The organism is Frankia tisae, assembly GCF_025403405.1.
GTDB lineage: Bacteria > Actinomycetota > Actinomycetes > Frankiales > Frankiaceae > Frankia > Frankia tisai.
Genome location: NZ_JANEZT010000085.1, coordinates 1 through 19,642 on the forward strand (window position 1 = coordinate 1; position 19,642 = coordinate 19,642).

Below are 19,642 nucleotides of genomic sequence, written 5' to 3' on the forward strand. Positions count from 1 at the left end.
GCCCCACCCCACAGCCGGTTCCGACCCCACCGCCGTCACTCGGCCCACCAGCGAAGAGAAGGAGCCGTCCGTGCGGGACGCCTTCACCGACGAACTCGAAAGCATCAACCAGTCCCTGATCGAGATGACCAACCTGGTCGCCTCGGCCATGGCCCGGGCGACGACAGCTCTGCTCGACGCCGACCTCCAGCTCGCCGAGAACGTCATCAGCGGGGACGAGACGGTAGATCTGCTGCGCAACGAGATCGAGGAGCGCGCATTCGACGTCATGGCGCGCCAGGCACCCGTCGCCACCGACCTGCGGATGATGGTCACCACCCTGCGGATCGTCGCCGACCTGGAACGGATGGGCGACCTGGCGCTGCACGTGGCCAAGGTGGCGCGCCGCCGGTACCCCGGGCGGGCGGTCCCGCCGGAGCTGCGGGGCACCCTGCTGGAGATGGGCCAGGTCGCGCAGCGCATCGTCGCGAAGGCCGGCTCGGTGATCGCCAGCCGCGACACCGACCTCGCCAAGCAGCTCGAGGCGGACGACGACGCGATGGACGGGCTGCACCGCACCCTGTTCCACGTGCTGATCGAGAAGCCCTGGCGGCACGGCATGGAGGCCGCGATCGACATCACCCTCTGCGGGCGCTACTACGAGCGGTACGCCGACCACGCGGTCTCCGTGGCCCGCCGGGTCATCTACCTGGTCACCGGGGAGATCACCACGTCCTGACCGATGCGCACCGGCCGGCAGCTCCGCCGGGACGACGAGCCAGGCCCGCGCGCGTGCCGCGGGCCTGGAGGCTGACCATCGTTACTTCTTGCCCTGCGCGGCGACAGCGGCCGCCGCGCTCGCGGCGGCATCCGGGTCGAGGTACCCCGAGCTCAGCACGCCCAGGTTGTCGTCGAGTTCGTAGCGCAGCGGGATGCCGGTCGGGATGTTGAGCCCGGCGATGTCGGTGTCGCTGATGTGGTCGAGATGCTTGACCAGGGCCCGCAGCGAGTTGCCGTGCGCGGCGACCAGTACCGTGCGGCCGGCCCGCAGGTCGGGCACGATCTCGTCGTACCAGTAGGGCAGCATCCGGGCGACGACGTCGGCGAGGCATTCGGTGCGCGGGATGAGGTCGGGGGCGAGGTCGGCGTAGCGCTCGTCCACCCCGCTGACCTGCTCCGGGCCGATCTCCGGCGGCGGCGTGTCATACGAGCGGCGCCAGAGCTGAAACTGCTCCTCGCCGAACTTCTCCAGCGTCTCGGCCTTGTTCAGGCCCTGCAGGCCGCCGTAGTGCCGTTCGTTCAGGCGCCAGCTCCGGCGGACCGGTACCCAGGTCCGCCCGGCGGCGTCCAGCGCCAGCCAGGCGGTGCGGATCGCCCGGGTCATCAGGGACGTGTGCACCACGTCCGGGAGAACACCGGCCTCGAGCAGCAGTTCCCCGCCGCGGGTGGCCTCCTTCAGGCCCTTCTCGGACAGGTCGACATCCACCCAGCCGGTGAACAGGTTCTCGCGGTTCCAGTTGCTCTCACCGTGGCGGAGCAGAACGAGGGTCGGCATATCCGAGATCCTGCCTGCTCGCCCGGGCCCTCGGCCAGCATTGCCGGTTCCTGCCGCCGGCCGGCCGGATCGCCGCCGGTCGCGGCCGGGATCGGGCGACGCCGACGCCCCACCGAACGGGCCAGCAAAGATCGTCCGATCCGGAAAATGAAGCGACCCCCGGGCGCTCCGCCGCCGCAGAAGCGGTGGCGGTCCGTCGGGACTTGTCGACGGCGCCCGGGGGTCGGGTGATCTGCCTGGTACTCGCCGGTGCCGGTGCCCGTGGGGCCACCCGGCTAGAGGTGAGGACCACGAGACCGGCTAGCGGACAGTCACCTCACGAGTCCTATGAGCATACAAAGTGTGGACCACCTCCCTTCTCGTGTACCGCAGACGCTACGCGGCCAGGGGGCCACCTCGCAACGCCTTTTCCGGGCGCGTCGATGGGACGCTTGCAACACTCCTGACGGGAACACGGCAAGCCACCGCCCGCTGAGACACCCGCGATAGCGGTCGTCGGAATAACCTGGTCGACCCCGCATCGAATGATCACGTCTGCCCGGCCGGGCCGCGGACGGCGGCGTGGGGCCCGCGCGGCGACCTAGACTCGACGCCATGAGCGCTGGGCCGACCCCGAGCACCGAAACCACCCGATCCCCGCTGCTCGACCTGCCCGGCGCGGTGCCGGCGGCCGGCGACGACGCGGCGGTCGCCGCCCACTACGGCGACCCGTTGCGGGAACAGCGCGCGCTGCGCGACGGCGCCGCCCTAGTCGACCGGTCGCACCGCGAGGTGGTGCGCATCGGCGGCCCGGACCGGCTCTCCTGGCTGCACAGCATCACCTCCCAGCACCTGTCCGGGCTGGGCGCGATGCGCGGCAGCGAGGCGCTGGTGCTGTCCCCACAGGGCCACGTCGAGCACCATCTCGTCCTCGCCGACGACGGCACAGCCACCTGGGTGGACGTCGAACCCGGCACCGCCGCCGGGCTGCTGCGCTACCTGGAGTCGATGCGCTTCATGCTCCGGGTCGAGCCGACGGACGTCAGCACGGGCACAGCCGTGCTCAGCGTGCTCGGGCCGGCCGCGGTACCCACCGTCATCGCAGCCCTCGGCGATGCCGATCTGAACCTGCCCGAACCGCTCACCGCCGAGTCGACCGGTGCCCCGGTCACCGGCCCCTACCCGGTGGCCAGAACCACGGACGGCATCCTGGTGCGCCGGATGACGTACGGCGTGGATCTGCTCGTCGACCGGGCGACCCTCTCGGCAGCGGCGCAGCGGCTGCTCACCGCCGGCGCGGTGCCCGCCGGGCTGTCCGCGTTCGACGCCGCGCGGATCGCCGCCCGCCGGCCGCGGCTGGGCCGGGAGACCGACCATCGCACGATTCCGCACGAGGTGGGCTGGCTCGCCGGCGCCGTGCACCTGGACAAGGGGTGCTACCGCGGCCAGGAGACGGTGGCCCGAGTGCATAATCTGGGCCGCCCGCCGCGCCGGCTCGTCCTGCTTCACCTCGACGGCGCGGTGGCCGCCCCGGGTTCGGCGGTGACGGCCGACGGACGCGAGGTCGGCTTCGTCGGCACCTCCGAGATGCACGAGGAGCTGGGCCCCATCGCCCTGGCGATCGTGAAGCGTTCGGTGCCGGTGGGCACCGCCCTCGTCGCCACCGACCTCGACGGCGCCCAGGTCGCCGCCGCGATCGACCCGGACGCCGACGAGGCGACGGCCGCACCGAAGCGCCCGGCGGGCCGGCTGCTGCGGTCCCCCTGACGCTGCCGATGTCCCCTCAGGCGGTGCGGGAGAGGGCCTGGTCGAGGTCGCGTGCCTCCGGGTCGGTGCCGTGCCGACGCAACCGGCGTCGCAGCTCGTCGGCCCGGCGGGCGTTCCGCTTGGAGCGGGTCGCCTCCAGCATCGGTATCGCCTCCCGGGTCAGCGAGCAGCCCTGCTCGACGTTGCCCAGGTCGATCTGGACGGCGGCCCGGCGCAGCAGGTAGGTCGCCCGGTCCCGGGTTCGCGAGGTCGGCAGGATCCCCAGGGACCGCTCCAGCCACCGGTCGGCCTGCGCGAGGTGGCCGAGATCGATGTAGCAGCTGCCGATCTGGGCCTGGTACTCGCCCTCGTCGAAGTAGTCCGCCCAGGCGGGATCCTCGGGTCGGGCGGCGTCCATCGCCTCCTCCGATCGGGCCAGCGCCTCCGCGCAGGCGGTGGCCTCGCCGAGCGCGGCATGGGCGCGGGCGCGGCGCATGTGCAGCATGGCGCCGACCCGGCCGGACTCGCCGCCGATGCTGTTCACGGCGGCCTCCGCCAGATCCACCGCTTCCCGAGGACGGGCGAAGTCGACGCACTGCAGGGACATGTTCTTCAGCACGTTCGCGCCGAGCATCCGGTCGCCGCCGGCATGCGCGGAGTGCAACGCGGTGATCCAGTAACGCTGGGCGGCGGTCTGGAAGCCGGCATCGAAGGAGACCCAGCCGGCGAACCGGGCGAGCTCGGCCGCGACCACGTGCAGGTGCCGGCCGACCTGCTCGGTGTAGGACCCGCGGACCAGTAGATCCGCCACTACCCCGAGCTCGGCGTCGACCAGGCGCCGGACGCTCTCGCCACCGAGGCGCTCGTCCATCACCCGCAGGCCGGGGATGTTGTGTTCGATTCGATTGACGATCTGGTCGTCGACCCGTCCGCCGTTCAGCGCGGCGGACAGCCGGCTGGGCTCCAGGCCGAGCCACTGCGTCGCGAGCTCCGCGACGCCGACCCCGGTGATCGTCAGGAAGCCGCGCCGGTCGGACAGGGCGTCCTCGACAACGTCCATGATCGACGTGATGCTGCCGGTCGGCGTCCACGGGTACTCGGTGCGCACAGCGTCGCCGGTCGGCAGCCACGCCGGCCACGGATGTGACTCCAGCCGGTCGTTCGGCACGCCGAGTTCAGCCGCGAGCGCGAGCTGGGAGACCCGGTCCGGGACGACGCCGCGGTGCTCCCACCGCCAGACTTTCTGCCGCTCGGCAGCCATGTTCGCCACCCCGAGATCACGGGCGCGACGGGCCACCACGCGGGCCAGTCGCTGGTAGGACCAACCACGCTGCAAGCGGACGAATGCAAGCGGATGAGTGCAGGCGTGCGCGTTGTCCGTCAGCATCGACGATCTCCTCGAGTCGGAACTCCTGGGAAATTCTGTGAGCGCCCACTGACGCTATGTCGCGACATCTTGGTGTCCATAGTGATGACCCCGGTGCGATGCGTGCACAGAGGTCACGTCCGGACCACTGGCGGCCTTGATTGCACGGGTGTGGACAGAACTGCCCGGGTATCCGGACGTAATGTCCATTTCTCGAACGACGCGATCCCGCGGCCATGACCTGGGCATTGACCGGCCGATACAGGTACGGACACCGCAGGTGGCGCATCTCGGTCATATGCGCCTATCCCGATAAATACCATACGAACCATCCGAGGGGTGGGGCCCGGTTGGACACCGTCTGCGCGACGAGTGTTTGACAGACAGCAAATCACATACAAGCGCCCGCCGTCACCCATCTTCCAAATCGCCGCCGCTCGCAGCTAGAATCAGAATTAATCGCATTCTGATTAACCGGTTACGGCGATTCGGGGTTGCGCTACCTGTCGCTCCCGTTAAAGCGCGGGCAGCCAGGATCTCGGCGGCGAACGGCGATCGCGCCGAGGGTTGGCTACGGTTTCCAGCCAGCCCCTCACGGTTCCCGCCTTCTTGTCACTTGCCGTGACGCGCAGCGAAGTGGGCGAGGCTACGGATGCATGGGAGAGCGCCTATCTGGTTCTTCTATAGGGTTCAGCATCCGATTTGTCCCTACAGAAGCCAACCGGCGCTGCTCCCCTGCACCCGACCGCCACTCCGCCTCCCCACCCACCCTCACCGACTACCAGAAGTAACGATCCCACCCAGCCCTCACCGGCAGCGAACAGATGAGCGGCTGCCCAGCCCAGGCAGGGGCTGACCGGTCAGGGGAGGTCGAGGCGGTCCCCGCCCGGCCCGAAGAAGGTGAGCGCAGACGTAGGAGCACGGAGCACCACGGGGTCGCCGGGGGTCAGGTGAATGCCGGCGTCCACGCGGACGGCGAGCACGCCGGCGCCGGTGCGGACATGGACGGTCCGCTCGGCCCCGAGCCGCTCGGAGACGAGGACCTCGCCGGCAAGCCTCAGTTCGCCGGAGCCAAAGCCGGGGCCGGGGCCGAGAGCCGGCCGGCCGGCGGCGGCGGCGGGACGGATCACGACAGCGCCACCAGCCGGCGAGCTCGCCTCCCCCGGCGGCGCGGGGCGGCCGGGCTGCCCAGGCACGTCGACGTCCCGTGCGGTGGCTTCCCGTGCGGTGGCTTCCCGGGCGGTGAGGTGACGGGTGCCGGCGTCCAGGGTGAGGTGTTCGGGCCGGACACCGAAGGCGGCCGCGCCCGCGGGTGCGGGCAGGTCGAAGCCCTCGGCCCGAAGCCGGCCGTCGTGCCAGTGGCCGTCCCAGACGTTCATCGGTGGGCTGCCGACGAAGGCGGCGACGAAGCGGGTGGCGGGCCGATCATAGATCTCGTCCGGGGTGCCGATCTGCTGCAGCCGGCCCTCGCCGAGGACGGCGATGCGATCTCCCACCGCCATGGCCTCGGCCTGGTCGTGGGTGACGAACAGCGCGGTGGTACCGAGGCTGCGCAGCAGGCCGACGATCTCGACCCGCAGTTCGACCCGGAGTTGGGCGTCGAGGCCGGACATGGGCTCGTCGAGGAGGACGACGCGCGCGCGGGTGGCCAGTGCCCGGCCGATCGCGACCCGCTGCCGCTGGCCGCCGGACATCTGTGCAGGCCGGCGGCCGGCGAGTTCGGCGATGCCGAGCATGGCGAGTGTTTCCCGCGCCCTGGCCACGGCGGCCGACTTCGGCAGGCCCCGGCCGTGGCGCAGGGCGAGCGTCAGGTTGTCCAACGCGGATTTGTGCGGGTAAAGGGCGAAATGCTGGAACACCATGGAGACGTCCCGGCGATGCGGCGGGACGCCGAGCTGGCTGACTCCGTCGAAGCGCAGGTCGCCGGTGGTCGGCTCGGCCAGCCCGGCGCAGATCCGCAGCAGCGTCGACTTTCCCGAGCCGGACGGCCCGAGCAGCGCGACGATCTCCCCGGGGGCGACGGTGAGCGAGACCTCGCGCAGCGCGTGCACGGAGCCGAACGATCGGCTGATCCGGTCGAACTCGATCGGTACGCCGGTGACCGTCTCGAGCCGGGGAACGGGCCGGTCCTGCACCGGGACGCTCAACGGGTCAGCTCCACGGCTTCGGCCTGCGCAGCGGCCAGCGTCTTCGCCGGGTCCTCGCCCTTGACGATGCGCACCACCTGGTCGGACAGTGCACTCGGCAGCTCACCGCCGCGGGCCCCGCCCCACACCGGCGCCTTGACCAGCGAGCCGGTGAGCGCGAGGAACGGCTTGAGCTGCGGGTAGGTGTCGTAGAACGAGCCGAGCTGGCTGACGGCCTGGGTGTCCACCGGGATGTAGCTGAGCGCCTCGGTGCTGGCCACGACGACATCCGGGGACAGCAGGGAGACGACCAGCTCGGTCGCCATCTCCCGCTGGCACCGGTCGGCGGCCAGGACGGTCAGCGCGTTCCCGCCGGCGATCGGGTGCTGGGTGCCGCCGGGCAGGGTCGGGAACGGGATCGCGCCGGCCCGGAAGCCGTTCGCCCCCTGTCCGGCGATGAACTTCAGGCCGCCGGCGAGCGAGGCGACCGTCACGACCGTCATCGCGGTCTGCTTGCGGATGCCGAAGCGCAGCAGCCCCTGCTGGGTCGGGTCGGCGGACTGCGGGCCGTAGGTGCCGGCCTTCGCCAGGAACGCCGCGGCCTCGAGCGCCGCCGGGGTGGTCAGCGCCGGCCGGCCGGCCGCGTCCTGGATCGGGGTGCCCTTGGAACTGGCCAGTGTGTTGAGGATCCACTGCCCGAACTGCTGGCCGGTCGGCAGGTCGATCGGCTGGACGTTCTGGCCGGACGCCTTGATCTTGTCCGCGGCGGCGATCACACCGGCGGTGGTGGTGAGGGTGGCGGGGTCGACGCCGGCCTTGGTCAGGACGTCGAGGTTGTAGACCAGGGCGAGCGAGGAGACCTGCTGCGGGATCCCGATCTGCTTCCCGCCGACGGCGCCCAGGCCGAGCAGGCGCTGGTCGTAGGAGGCGCGCAGCAGGCGCGGGGAGAGCTCCTGGGCGCCGAGTTCGCGGGCGAAGACCGGCAGCAGGTCGAAACCGGCGACCGCGACGTCGACGGAACGGCCCGCCGACCGGTCGGCGCTGATCTGCTGGACGAGCGTGGTGTAGTCGGGGGCGCTGGTGTTCAGGTCGACGGTGAGACCGGGATGGGCCTTCTCCATGTACGCCTTGCCCGATTTGGCCACGTCGTTGAGGGTGCCGACGGCCGCCATCCGCAGCGTCTTCACCTTGGCGGCGCATTCGGGGGACGCGGCGGCGCCGGCCACGTTGTCGACGCCCGCGGCGGCGGAACGCGCGGTGGGGCGCAGGCTCTCGGCCGGGTTCGCCGGGCCGGAGTCACCGCCTCCGCCGCACGCCGTCAACGTGAGCATGGTGACCGTCACGGCCAGCGGCAGCAGGCGGCGGATGCGGATCACGCGTTCTCCCTCTCAGGCACCGGCGCCCGTGCCGGTGATCCCGGCGGCGAGGCGGCGTTGGGCGACAACGAAGACGGCCAGCGACGGCAGACTGATGATCAGTGCCGCGGCGGCGAGTTCGGTGAAATCGGGGATGACCGACGAGGAGTCCGTCATCAGCCGGGCAAGCGCGAGCGGTGGGGTGGCGATGCCGGGCGATCGGGCGACCAGCAGCGGCCACAGGTACTCGTTGTAGGAGAGCAGGAAGCTGAACACGGACACCGAGGCGATCGCCGGCGCCGCGAGCGGCACGATGATCGAGCGTAGCGTCCGCCAGGTGCCCAGCCCGTCCATCCGTGCGGCGTCGAGAACCGCGTCCGGAATCGTGCTCATGTACTGGCGCAGCATGAAAATCATGCCGGCGTGGGTCATGAACGGAAGCACCAGGCCAACGCGGGTGTCGGCGAAGCCCAGTGCGGAGATCGTCACGTAGTTCGGCACGGCGGTGACCTGGGCGGGCACCAGCAGCGTGGCCAGCACCACGGCGAACATGGCGGTGCGCCCGCGAAAACGCAGGCAGGCGAACGCGTAGGCGGCCGGGACGGCTGTGGCGAGCTGGAGCGCGAGGATCGCGAGGCTGACCCCGACCCCGGTGAGCAGCGCGGGTCCGAGGTCGCCGGCGTGCCAGGCGTGGTCGAACGAGTCGAACTGCACCCGCGACGGGATGGGGTTGGAGTCCAGCGCGAGGGCGGTCTGCGACGGTCCGATCGCGGTCCGCAGCATCCAGACGAACGGCAGGACCGCGGCCACGATGCCGACGGTGAGCAGGGCGAGGCGCGCGAGGGTCCCGATGCCGGGCAGCCGGCGCCGCGGGCGCGCCGCGGTCGGCGTGGAGGTGGGCGTGGAGGTGGGCGGGCCGCGGTGGCCGGCCGGGGCGGATGGATCGGCCGCGGCGTTGCTGCTGGTGCCGGCGCTCACGCGGCGGCCTCCCGGGCTCGCCGTAGCCGCCGGCCGAGCAACGCGCCGCCAGCCCCGAGCGCCACGATGACGACGAGCAACAGCAGAGCGATCATCGAGGCGTATCCGATACGGAACGATCCGGTGAAACCGACCTCGTAAATGTAGTAAATGATGGTCGTACTCGAATCCAGCGGGCCGCCCTTGGTGAGGACCGCGACCGTCTCGAAGGTCTGCAGCGTCAGGATCGTCACGAAGACACCCACGAAGATCGTGGTCGGCGCAAGCAGCGGCAGGGTGATGTGGCGCAGCCGGGCGAACCCACGGATCCCGTCGACGTCGGCCGCCTCGTAGACGGAACGCGGGATGGCGGTCAGGCCGGCCAGGTAGACGATGAACACGAAGCTGGTCAGCCGCCAGGCCCCGACCAGGGCGACCACCGGCAGCGCGGTCGAGGTGTCGCCGAGCCAGTCGACCGGCGCCACCCCGAACAGGCCCACGACCGTGTTCGCGAACCCGTCGGGGCTGCTGTCGAACATGTACGCGAACACCACCGCCATGGCGACGATGTTCGCGCTGACCGGCAGGAACAGCGCGAAGCGGACGAGGGCGCGGCCGTGGGCCACCCGTTCCGCGGCCAGCGCCAGCGCCAGCCCGATCGCGACCGCGGGGATGACCGTGATGAGGCAGTACACGAGGGTGTTGCGCACGGCACCGGCGAGGTCGGCGTCGGAGAAGGCGGTGCGTGCGTTCGCCGTGCCCACCCAGTCGAAACTGGGGCCGGTCAGCGTCTTGTCGGTCCCCGCGATAAGGGCCGAGACCAGGGCGGGCCCGATGACGAAGACCCCGAGCCCGACGAACGCAGGAGACAACAACGCACCGGCTCGCCAGCCCACCCGGCTGCCGCCCATCCCACTCATCACGGTTACGCATCTTGGCCCCACCCAAGACCGGACGCCTAGACCGGGGTCAGGCCACCGAATGAACAACCAGCGCCTTCCCCTGATCTTCCGAACGAACAGCCGCCCCGTGGGGCCCCGCAACAGCGGGCGGGCGGACCGACCCACCAGCCGACGCCGTCGGCCCGCATCCTCCGAATCCCGGCGTGCCGCGGCGGCGCTGGCACCGATTCATGGCGTTCGGTACGTGGCGGCCGTCCCCTCCGCGGCCGACGCCTGCAACAATGACAGGAAACGTCAGTCGATCTTCGGGAACACGATGAGTGACCGCAGCGAATCCGACCGAGTATCCGCCTGGGGGCGTGTCGCCGAGGACGGCACCGTCTTCGTTCGTACGGCCAGCGGTGAGCGCGCCGTCGGATCGTGGCGGGCCGGGAGCCCCGGCGAGGGCCTGGCCCACTTCCAGCGCCGTTACGACGATCTGAACGCCGAGATCGTGCTACTCGAACGGCGGCTGACCCTTGGCGGGGTCGATCCGGCCGGGATCGCCGGTAGCGCCCGCCGGCTGCTCGACTCCCTCGCCGAGGCCGCCGTCGTCGGTGATCTCGATGCCCTGCGGGTCCGGCTGGAGGCCGTCCTCACCCGCACCGAGGAGCGGCGCATCGTGCTCGCCGCCGAGCGCGCCGAGCGGACCAGCCGGATTGCGGCGGCCAAGGAGGAGCTGGTCGCCGAGGCCGAGCGGCTCGGCCGCAGCTCCGAGTGGAAGACCGCCGGCGAGCGGTTCCGGACCCTCGCCGAGGAGTTCCGGGCCGTCGGCTCCCTGGACAAGCGCACCGACTCGGCGCTGTGGCGGCGAATCGCCGGCGCTCGCGAGGAGTTCACCCGGCGGCGTACCGCGCACTTCGCGGCCCTGGACACCCAGCGGACTCATTCGCGGGAGCGGAAGGAAGCGATCATTGCCGAGGCGGAGTCGCTGGTCGACTCCACCGACTGGGCCGGCACAACCGTTCGCTACCGAACTCTGCTCGCCGACTGGAAGTCAGCCGGGCGCGCGGCCAAGGACGTCGACGACGCGTTGTGGAACCGGTTCCGCGAAGTGCAGGACGTCTTCTTCAGCCGGCGCAACGCCGCAAACGCCGAGCGGGACGCGGAGCTGCAGGAGAACCAGGCCCAGAAGGAGCAGGTGCTGGCCGAGGCGACCGCACTCGACCCGGCCGACACCGAGCGCTCCCTGCGGCGACTGCGCGAGCTGCAGGACCGGTGGGACCAGATCGGCCGGGTTCCCCGCGAGTCGGCCGGCGCGCTCGAACGCCAGATGGCGGCGATCGGCGACAAGCTGCGCGACGCCGCGGACGCCCGCTGGGCGCAGCGTTCCATCGCCGCCTCGCCCTTCGTGACCAGGTTGCGGGAATCGGTCGCCAAGTTGGAGGCCAAGCTCGCCCGCGCCCAGGCCGCCGGGAGCTCGCAGGAGATCGCCGAGACCGAGGCGGCGTTGGTCACCCAGCGCGCGTGGCTGGCCCAGGCGGAGAACTGACCGTCCCAGGCCGGCGCTGGCCTCGGGGGTCGACACCCGGCCGGCCGCGGCCGTCGGTCCGTCCGTCCGGACCAGCTGAAACACGTCGCCCTCCGGGCGGAGCAGCTCATAGGTGCTAACTCGCGCGCTTGCCAGAGTTAGCACTCGGACGTATCGTCGGTCGCGTTGACGTTGCGTTGTGCCAGGCTCCTCGTCCCGCTCCTGGCCGAGCGTCGATCACCGTCGGCGGCGGTCTGGGCGCGGGGCGCCCGCAGCGGTCGGGCGTCGCCCGACCCGTGCATCGAAGGAGGCGTGTGACCCGGTGGCGGCCCTGAATGTGCGCGATCTCGGCGATTTCATCCGGGATCAGCGACGCGTCGCGCAGATCTCCCTTCGTCAACTCGCCAAGCAGGCGGGTGTGAGCAACCCTTACCTCAGCCAGATCGAACGGGGCCTGCGCCGACCGTCCGCAGAGATCCTCCAGCAGATCGCCAAGGCGCTGCGCATCTCCGCCGAAGTGCTCTATGTCCAGGCCGGGATCCTGGAAGAACGGGATGGCGGCGAGGACGTCCTGGCGGCGGTGCTCGCGGACAAATCCCTTTCCGAGCGGCAGAAGCAGGTGGTGCTCGACATCTACGAGGCGTTCTGCAAGGAGAACGCCGTCGCCGCCCGCGCCGGCGCGCCGGCCGGCGGCCCGGGCCCGGGCAGCGTCGAGGCGGATGCCGGCGCGGATAGCCCTACCAGCACGGATGGTCCTACCAGCACGGATGGCGGTGCCGGTCCGGATACACGCGTCGGCGACGAAGCTGGCAGTGCGACTGCTGCCGGCGGCAGGAGGGTGACCACGGCGGCGAAGGCCCGCCCCGCCGGCACCGCCCGGCGACGACCTGTCGGGCGGCGGGGTGCTGCCGAGGCGGCGCAGGACGCGCTGGGCGCGGCGGTGCCTGACGACGACGCCGCGCACCCGGAAGCGCCGAAGCGCCGGAGCACCAGGCGGACGGCCACGACCACCAGCGGTGTCCCCGCGAAGAGCGGGCGGACCAGGTCGGCCGGCGGCGCCTCGCCGACCGCGGCCACCACCAGCGACCCGAACGCGGCCGGCGACCCGAACGCGGCCGGCACAGCAGCCACCGGGTCGGACGGCACCCCGGGGTCGGGCACGGACAGGTCCACCGCGGGCACCGACAGCTGATCTGCCACCCGGGCGTTCACCCCGCCGGCTGATGAACGCCGCACCCGTAACAACCGGCCCGGCCACGACCAGGCCGGCCGAACCGCCGCCGCGACACCTTGTTGACCGCACCACCCTGACCCGACACCCGCGACCGGAGCACGCCTGGAGCTCCGGCCGAAACCTCAGGAATTACCTACACGAAAACAACGAATCCTCGACCCGAGGGAGACAAGATGGCCACCACGCGCACGACGTCCCGCACTGCGAGCCGCCCGGCCGGTCGGCCCGGTGCCCGCCCCAGCGCCCGCGCCACCGCCCAGACCCACGGCGACGACGCTGAGGTGAAGGCCGAGATCAGGGTGCCGCTGGCAGAGGTCCGCAAGCCGATCTACGCCTCGGTGGGGGCCGCTGACCTCGCCGTCGCGAAGCTGCGTGCCCTGCCGACGACGACGAGCAGCGAGGTTCGCCGGCTCTCCGACCGAGTCGGGTCGCTGCCGGTGCAGGCTGCCCGGGTCCCCACCCAGGTAGGAACTGCCGTGCGTGCGCTGCCGGCCACCGTGACCTCTCAGATCTCGGACCTGCAGGACCGCGCCACACAGCTCTACAACACCTTCGCGTCGCGCGGGGAGCGCCGAGTGGCGAGCATCCGGCGCAGCCCGTCCACCGAGGAGGCCGCGCATCGCACGCGGACCGCGGTCAGCCAGACCCGCGCGGCGCGCACGTCGACCCGTCGGGCGGCGGAGGCGGTCGGGCGGGCGGTGGTCGACGCCGCTCCGGAGAAGTAACACCGGGCGAACCGGTACGCACCGGGTGAACTATGGACACCCAAGACTGTGCGCAGGTCGGGTGTCGCCCGCGGACCTGGTGTCCGCGGGCGACACTCCGGTGTGTTGGATTGGGTGCATGCGCTATCGCCCGCTGGGATCGTCCGGACTGCTGGTGTCAGTCGTTGGTCTGGGATGTAACAATTTCGGTTCACGCGTCGATCTGTCCGGGACCCGCGCGGTGGTCGATGCCGCGCTTGACGCCGGGATCACATTCTTCGACACCGCCGACACCTACGGGAACAAGGGCGGTTCGGAGACTCTGCTCGGGCACGTTCTGCGGGGCCGCCGCGATGACGTCGTCCTTGCCACGAAATTCGGCAACGACATGGGTGGCATGTACGGCCAGGACTTCAGCGCCCGGGCGTCACGGCGATACATCCGCAAGGCCGTCGAGGGCTCCCTGAGCCGGCTGCAGACCGACTACATCGATCTGTACCAGCTCCACCGGCTGGATTCCTTCACCCCGATCGAGGAGACGCTCGAGGCACTCGACGAGATCCTCAAGGAGGGCAAGGTCCGCTACATCGGCGCCTGCAACCTCGACGCCTGGCAGGTCTCCGACGCCGAGTGGACCGCACGGGCCTCCGGCGCCACCCGGTTCATCTCCGCCCAGAACCATTACAGCCTGCTCGAACGCGGTGCCGAGGCGGAACTGGTGCCGGCAACGCTGAAGTACGGCATCGGCGTCATCCCGTATTACCCGCTCGAGAACGGGTTGCTCACCGGCAAGTACCAGCGCGACGAGGCACCGGCGCCCGGAACCCGGCTGGCCGGCCGGCAGGACGAGCTGACCGACGAGGTCTTCGACCGCATCGACGTGCTGGAGACCTTCGCACGGGAGCGGGACCGTTCCCTGCTCGACGTGGCGATCGGTGGACTGGCCGCGCAGCCCGGCGTCGCCTCGATCATCGCCGGCGCGACGAACGCGGTCCAGGTGCGGGCGAACGCCGCGGCCGGCCAGTGGCAGCCTCGCCCGGACGACCTCGCGGTGCTCGACAAGATCGCCCCGACGCGCCGCCCCGCCGGTTCCTGACGTCCGGGCCGGGCGGCCGCAGGGCGGCTGTCAGGCCGGCGCGGGCCGGCGGCCCAGGGCGCGGGCCAGCCAACGTTCCCGTTCCGGGGGCAGGGTCGTCATGATGACGACCGGATGATGGCGGCTCAGCGCGGCGGTGACGTCGTCGGCCGCCGAGCGGCGCACCACGGCGAAGATCGCGGCCCGTCCCGGTTGCAGGTGCCCGGCGATGCGCCTGACCAGATCGTCGTCCACGCCCGGTCCGCTGATCCGGCTGGCGAGCGCCCCGGCACCCGCTCCCATGCCGAGGCCGACGAACGGGGCGAGGAACACCATTCCGATCACCCCGCCGCACAGCGCCCCGCCGAGAGCGGCGGTGCGGGCCGGACTGGCCACCCGGCGGATCGTGACCCGGCCGCTTGCATCCCGCCAGACCAGCGTGCCATCGGCCAGGTCAAGCCGCTTCTCTCGGCGTAGTCGGCGGCCGAGGGACCAGGCCTGCCGTGCCTGCTCCAGGCTGTCGAACCCGAGAACCACGAGCTGCTCGGCCATCTCCACCGTCCCTTCCAGCCTTTCGGCTTCCTCTGCTGCCCCGAACCCGGTTCCTGCCCCGAACCCGGTCACTGCCCCGCACCCGGTCCTGGTCCGGAGCCGGGCATCTCCCATCGGATCGCAGTCTCCGGCAACCCGCAAACGCGCCACTCCGTGCGGCCCCAGCCGATCCGTTGCCGGGCGGATCCGGCGATGCTCCCATGGCGTTCCCATCCCACCGTCGGGGAGACTCGGTGGCATGGTGCATGTGACCCTGCAACAGGGCGACATCACGCTCGTCGATGCCGACGCCATCGTCAACGCCGCCAACAGCGGGCTGCTCGGTGGTGGGGGGGTCGACGGCGCTATCCACGCCGCCGGCGGCCCGGAGATCCGCGCCGCCTGCGAGCACCTGCGCGCGACCTCCCTCCCGCGAGGGCTACCGACCGGTGAGGCAGTGGCGACGACGGCCGGTCGGCTCGCCGCCCGGCACGTCATCCACGTCGTCGGTCCGGTGTACGACCCGGCCGAGGACCGCTCCGCGCTGCTGCGCTCGGCCTACACCCGGGCGCTGCAGGTCGCCGACGAGCTCGGGGCGAGCAGCGTCGCCTTCCCCGCCGTCAGCGCCGGGGTGTACGGCTGGCCGTTGGACGATGCCGCGCACCAGGCGGTGACCGCCGTCCTCGCAGCGGACACCCGGGTCGCACAGGCACGCTTCGTGCTGTTCGACGATCCGGCGTACCGCGCGTTCAGCGCGGCGCTGGCAACGGCCACTCGACGGTGAGCTCGCCCAGCCGCCAGCGCCGGGGGCCACCGCGCACCGGCCAGCCCTGCGCCCGCAGCTCGCCCACCGCGGCGATCCAGCGCTGCCGCGGTGAGAACACCGCCCGTGGCGCGGCCCGTTCCCAGGCCCGATCGAACGCCGTGAGCAGGCGGTGGACGTCATGGCCGGGCACGTTGTGTTCGATCAGTGCCTTGGGTAGTCGCTCGGCAAGCTCGGACGGGCGGGTGAGACTCGGCAGGTGGGCCGAGAGGGTCAGGGTCGGCCGGGCACCGACCCGACCGGCGGCGAGCCAGCCGGGCGCCTCCCCGGGGGCCGGCAGGCAGAACCAGCAGGCCCGCCGGCCGATTTCGTCGCAGGTGCCCTCGACGAGCAGGCCGCCGGGTGCCAACCGCGCCGTCATCGTCGCCCAGGCGCCGGCGACGGCCGGTTCGGGGTACTGGCGTAGCACGTTCAGGGCGCGGACCAGCACGGGGCGTTCGGTCGCGGGTGGCAGCTCGAACCCGCCGCGGGCGAAGGTCAGGCCGGGCGGCCGGGCGGCGCCGGCCGCGGCGGCCACCCGCTTCGGGTCAAGCTCGAGGCCGACGACACGCGCCTGCGGGCAGGCGGCCCGCAGCCGCTGGTGAAGCTCGACGGTGGTGACCGGCGACGCGCCGAAGCCGAGATCGACGACGAGGGGGTTCGCGCTGCCCCGCAGCAGGGGGCCGGCGGCGTCGAGCAGCCAGCGGTCGACCCGCCGCAGCCGGTTCGGCGCCGTGGTACCTCGGGTGGGTGCTCCGAGGGCGCGGGCCCGGCCGGCCGCGAGACGCGGGGCGCGGCTGGGATTCGGCACCCGGCCAGCCTCGCAGATCGGCCTTTCCGGTTGAGGCCCCACGCCCCGCGGCGACAAACCCGACCGGGCGGTCAACCGCCCGGTCGGGCGGGCTTGCGGGCGCGGCCGCGTCTGTTTCCTTACAGCTTTGTGACCGCCGGCTCGACGGTCACACCGTACGCACCCCTCTGACCAGCATTAACAGCAACTTCTGCGGTGTGCCGCCGCAGCCGGGGCGGGGGGCGACCAGTTGACCGGACAACGGGGCGGGTAGAACGGTGGATGTCGTGTCGGTCTTGTGCGGGGTGGGTCGTGCCGGGCAGGCGGCCCAGACGGATGGATGCGGAGGTGCGCCGGTGCGGTTGATCAGGAGCAGTGCCGCGGCCCGCTCCGAGCTGGACCGGGGCGCGCGGCCCCGGCGCGTGGCGATGCTGTCGATGCACACCTCGCCGATGGAGCAGCCGGGCACCGGTGACGCCGGCGGGCTGAATGTCTACGTGGTGGAGCTCTCGCGACAGCTCGCGACGCTCGGCGTCGAGGTCGAGGTGTTCACCCGGGCGGTGAGCAGCAAGCTGCCGACCTCGGCCGAGCTTGCCCCGGGCGTCACGGTGCGCCACGTCGACGCCGGGCCGTTCGAGGAGATCCACCGCGAGGACCTGCCGGCCTGGCTGTGCACGTTCACCGCGGACGTGCTGCGCGCCGAGGCTGGGCACGAGCCGGGCTACTTCGACGTCATCCATTCGCACTACTGGCTGTCCGGCCAGGTCGCCCTCGCGGTCGCCCGGCGGTGGGGCGTGCCGTTCGTGCACACCTCCCACACCCTGGCCAAGATCAAGAATGGCGCCCTGGCCGTCGGGGATCGCCCCGAGCCGCCCGGCCGGCTGCTGGGCGAGCAGGAGGTCATCGCCGGCTCCACCCGGCTGATCGCCTCCACCGAAGACGAGCGCGGCCACCTCATCGACCTCTACGGCGCCGCCCCCGACCAGGTCGACGTCGTAGCACCGGGCGTCGACCTGGAGATCTTCCGGCCGGGTGACACGGCGCAGTCCCGGGCACGCCTCGGCCTCGACCCGGACGGTGACCTGCTGCTGTTCGTCGGGCGGATCCAGCCGCTCAAGGCGCCGGACCTGTTGCTGCATGCCGCCGCCGAGCTGCTGCGCCGCGATCCGACCCGCCGCTCGAAGCTGACCGTCGCCGTCGTCGGCGGGCCCAGCGGCTCGGGACTGGAACAGCCGGATGCCCTGGTGAAGCTCGCCGCGGACCTGGGAATCTCCGACCTCGTTCGGTTCCAGCCGCCGGCGCCGCAGCATGAGCTGGCCCACTGGTACCGGGCAGCCACCGCCGTCGTGGTTCCCAGCCACAGCGAGAGCTTCGGCCTCGTCGCGCTCGAGGCCCAGGCCTGCGGCACGCCGGTGGTCGCCGCCGCGGTCGGCGGCCTGCGCACCGCCGTCGCCGACGGGGTCTCCGGCCTGCTCGTAGCGGGCCGCGACCCGGCCCGCTACGCGGACACACTGGACCGGCTGCTGCGCCAGCCGCACTGGCGGAGCCGCCTGTCCGCCGGCGCGGTCGGCCGGGCGGCCGGCTTCGGCTGGTCGGCCACCGCCCGCGGAGTGCTGCGCAGCTATCGGCACGCGCTGAGCCCCGCCGCCGTCGCCGTCTGACCGGACCGGGTGGGAGGATCGCCACCGGATCCGGCATCGTCACAGCTGCAAGCGGGGAGGTCACGGGTCATGACGGCACCCATCGACACGGCGGAACGCGCGCGGCTCGACATCCTGATCACCGACGCCCTGACCGACCTCGACCTCGCCTACGAGCGCATCGACGCGGGCTCGTTCCTCGTCACCCTGGAGGGGGAGCACAAGCTACGCACGATGACCTGGCTCGTTGTGCAGGACCACACCCTGCTGGTCGAGGCGTTCTTCATGCGGGCCCCCGCGGAGAACGCGGCAGGCACCTACGCCTTCCTGCTCAGCCGCAACGCAAAGACCTACGGCGTGCACTTCTCCGTCGACCGGGTCGGCGACATCTTCCTGACCGGGCAGATCCCGCTGCTCGCGATCACCGCCGAGGAGATCGACCGGATCCTCGGCTGCGTCGGCACCTACGCCGACGACAACTTCGACCCGGCGATCGGCCTCGGATTCGCCTCGGCGATCGAGCGGGAGAAGGCGTGGCGGGCCAAGCTCGCCGCCGACGCCGGCACCGCCGCGAAGCCCGGCTGACCGGTACCACGCTGACCGGTACCAGCCGGCCGACACCAGCTGGCCGATACCGGTCGGTCGGTACCCGGTCGGTCGTCGGTGCCGGTCAGTCGGTGACGCGGTGCAGGCGCGCCGACAGGTGCGACTGCAACGGCTTGCCCTCGGCTTCCATGTCGATCGCGTAAGCCAGGTCCCCGCCCTCGACCAGCCCGTAAAGCCGCACCGAGCGGGTGACGTCGCGGGCGGTCGCCGTGCGGATCAGCACATTGTGGTCCAGATCGATGCGGGTTCCCGCCACCGCGCCGACGTAGATCTCCGCGATGCCGAACGGGTGCGCCAGCGTCACCTCGACGGTCTTCTTGCCGTCCTCACCGGACTGGACACGCCAGAAGCCGGTTTCGGTGGCCAGCGGGCTGCCCGACTCCCGGCCGTCGCGCGGCTCGTCCGCCCACCATGTGTGGGAGACGTAGCCCAGGGCCGGACGGCCGTCGGCGGCAAAAGTGATCTCCTGGCCGTAGTGAAAGCCCTCGAGGCCCTCATAGCCGCCCACGCCCTCGCCGCGCCAGGTGCCGACGAGGAAGGCCAGTGGCAGCAGGCTGGCGTGCAGATCGGCGGTACCGGTCGTGGCCGTCCGCGGCTGCCCGCCGGCGGCCGACCGGCCCCGGGCGCTCAGCGCTGCCCCTCGTACAGCTTGTAGACCACGTAGCCGGAGAACCAGGCGATCAGGACGGACATCGCCACCAGTAGCCCGGTGAAGAAGTAGTGCAGCACGCTCCGCAGCCTAGTCCCTGTCTCTTATACTCATCTGACGCTGCCGACGACTAGTC

18 protein-coding genes are annotated in these 19,642 nt (G+C 71.8%); 9 read left to right on the forward strand and 9 right to left on the reverse strand.

Going from position 1 to position 19,642, the window contains the following annotated elements; genetic code table 11:
• Nucleotides 1-70: 70 nt before the first annotated feature.
• Nucleotides 71-718 (forward strand): phosphate signaling complex protein PhoU, encoded by a 648-nt coding sequence (gene phoU, locus NBZ85_RS10845; protein ID WP_261554958.1) that lies wholly within the window; start codon nt 71-73, stop codon nt 716-718.
• Nucleotides 719-799: 81 nt separating this feature from the next.
• On the opposite strand, the gene NBZ85_RS10850 is transcribed toward phoU, so the two are convergent.
• Entirely contained in the window at nt 800-1,534 is a 735-nt protein-coding gene (locus tag NBZ85_RS10850; RefSeq protein WP_261554959.1) for a phosphoglyceromutase, read from the reverse strand.
• Between the two features lie 594 nt (nt 1,535-2,128).
• On the opposite strand from NBZ85_RS10850, the gene ygfZ reads away from it, so the two are divergent.
• A complete protein-coding gene (gene ygfZ, locus NBZ85_RS10855; RefSeq protein WP_261561878.1) occupies nt 2,129-3,280 on the forward strand; it encodes a CAF17-like 4Fe-4S cluster assembly/insertion protein YgfZ in 1,152 nt (383 codons plus the stop codon).
• A 16-nt stretch (nt 3,281-3,296) separates the two neighbouring features.
• On the opposite strand, the gene NBZ85_RS10860 is transcribed toward ygfZ, so the two are convergent.
• From NBZ85_RS10860 to NBZ85_RS10880, 5 genes are all read right to left on the reverse strand, one after another.
• On the reverse strand, nt 3,297-4,646 hold the full coding sequence (locus tag NBZ85_RS10860) for an NsdA family TPR-like regulatory protein (RefSeq protein ID WP_261554963.1): 1,350 nt from the start codon (nt 4,644-4,646) through the stop codon (nt 3,297-3,299).
• Nucleotides 4,647-5,485: 839 nt separating this feature from the next.
• Nucleotides 5,486-6,772 (reverse strand): ABC transporter ATP-binding protein, encoded by a 1,287-nt coding sequence (locus NBZ85_RS10865; protein ID WP_261561879.1) that lies wholly within the window; start codon nt 6,770-6,772, stop codon nt 5,486-5,488.
• Entirely contained in the window at nt 6,769-8,127 is a 1,359-nt protein-coding gene (locus NBZ85_RS10870; RefSeq protein WP_261555608.1) for an extracellular solute-binding protein, read from the reverse strand. Before NBZ85_RS10870 ends, NBZ85_RS10865 begins: the two co-directional genes overlap by 4 nt.
• A 12-nt stretch (nt 8,128-8,139) precedes the next feature.
• Nucleotides 8,140-9,084, reverse strand: a complete 945-nt coding sequence (locus NBZ85_RS10875) for a carbohydrate ABC transporter permease (protein ID WP_261555607.1) — start codon at nt 9,082-9,084, stop codon at nt 8,140-8,142.
• Nucleotides 9,081-9,983 carry a carbohydrate ABC transporter permease gene (locus NBZ85_RS10880; protein ID WP_261555606.1) on the reverse strand — a complete coding sequence of 301 codons (903 nt, stop codon included), beginning with the start codon at nt 9,981-9,983 and terminating at the stop codon, nt 9,081-9,083. The genes NBZ85_RS10875 and NBZ85_RS10880 overlap by 4 nt, the downstream gene beginning before the upstream one ends.
• 298 nt (nt 9,984-10,281) lie before the next feature.
• On the opposite strand from NBZ85_RS10880, the gene NBZ85_RS10885 reads away from it, so the two are divergent.
• From NBZ85_RS10885 to NBZ85_RS10900, 4 genes are all read left to right on the forward strand, one after another.
• Nucleotides 10,282-11,496 (forward strand): DUF349 domain-containing protein, encoded by a 1,215-nt coding sequence (locus NBZ85_RS10885; protein WP_261555605.1) that lies wholly within the window; start codon nt 10,282-10,284, stop codon nt 11,494-11,496.
• A gap of 301 nt (nt 11,497-11,797) precedes the next feature.
• Nucleotides 11,798-12,667, forward strand: a complete 870-nt coding sequence (locus tag NBZ85_RS32645; protein WP_308205171.1) for a helix-turn-helix domain-containing protein — start codon at nt 11,798-11,800, stop codon at nt 12,665-12,667.
• A gap of 215 nt (nt 12,668-12,882) precedes the next feature.
• On the forward strand, nt 12,883-13,434 hold the full coding sequence (locus NBZ85_RS10895; protein ID WP_261555604.1) for a hypothetical protein: 552 nt from the start codon (nt 12,883-12,885) through the stop codon (nt 13,432-13,434).
• Between the two features lie 118 nt (nt 13,435-13,552).
• The gene (locus NBZ85_RS10900) at nt 13,553-14,509 is read left to right on the forward strand and encodes an aldo/keto reductase (protein WP_261555603.1); all 957 of its coding nucleotides are present in this window, start codon (nt 13,553-13,555) and stop codon (nt 14,507-14,509) included.
• Between the two features lie 30 nt (nt 14,510-14,539).
• Here NBZ85_RS10900 and NBZ85_RS10905 read toward each other — a convergent pair whose 3' ends face one another.
• Entirely contained in the window at nt 14,540-15,040 is a 501-nt protein-coding gene (locus tag NBZ85_RS10905; RefSeq protein ID WP_261561880.1) for a DUF1269 domain-containing protein, read from the reverse strand.
• 238 nt (nt 15,041-15,278) lie between these two features.
• Between NBZ85_RS10905 and NBZ85_RS10910 the strand changes: the two genes are divergently transcribed.
• Nucleotides 15,279-15,803: an O-acetyl-ADP-ribose deacetylase gene (locus NBZ85_RS10910; protein WP_261561882.1), complete on the forward strand. Its 525-nt coding sequence runs from the start codon at nt 15,279-15,281 to the stop codon at nt 15,801-15,803.
• Here the strand turns inward: NBZ85_RS10910 and NBZ85_RS10915 are convergent.
• Nucleotides 15,769-16,632, reverse strand: coding sequence for a class I SAM-dependent methyltransferase (locus tag NBZ85_RS10915; RefSeq protein ID WP_261555600.1), 864 nt, complete (start codon nt 16,630-16,632; stop codon nt 15,769-15,771). The two genes, NBZ85_RS10910 and NBZ85_RS10915, sit on opposite strands and share 35 nt — an antisense overlap.
• A gap of 335 nt (nt 16,633-16,967) precedes the next feature.
• On the opposite strand from NBZ85_RS10915, the gene mshA reads away from it, so the two are divergent.
• Together mshA and NBZ85_RS10925 are read left to right on the forward strand one after the other, a co-directional pair.
• Nucleotides 16,968-18,272, forward strand: coding sequence for a D-inositol-3-phosphate glycosyltransferase (mshA, locus tag NBZ85_RS10920; RefSeq protein ID WP_261561883.1), 1,305 nt, complete (start codon nt 16,968-16,970; stop codon nt 18,270-18,272).
• Between the two features lie 69 nt (nt 18,273-18,341).
• Nucleotides 18,342-18,836, forward strand: a complete 495-nt coding sequence (locus NBZ85_RS10925) for a type III secretion system chaperone family protein (protein ID WP_261561884.1) — start codon at nt 18,342-18,344, stop codon at nt 18,834-18,836.
• 85 nt (nt 18,837-18,921) lie between these two features.
• On the opposite strand, the gene NBZ85_RS10930 is transcribed toward NBZ85_RS10925, so the two are convergent.
• Nucleotides 18,922-19,488 carry a nitrobindin family protein gene (locus tag NBZ85_RS10930; RefSeq protein WP_438803074.1) on the reverse strand — a complete coding sequence of 189 codons (567 nt, stop codon included), beginning with the start codon at nt 19,486-19,488 and terminating at the stop codon, nt 18,922-18,924.
• Nucleotides 19,489-19,642: the final 154 nt, after the last annotated feature.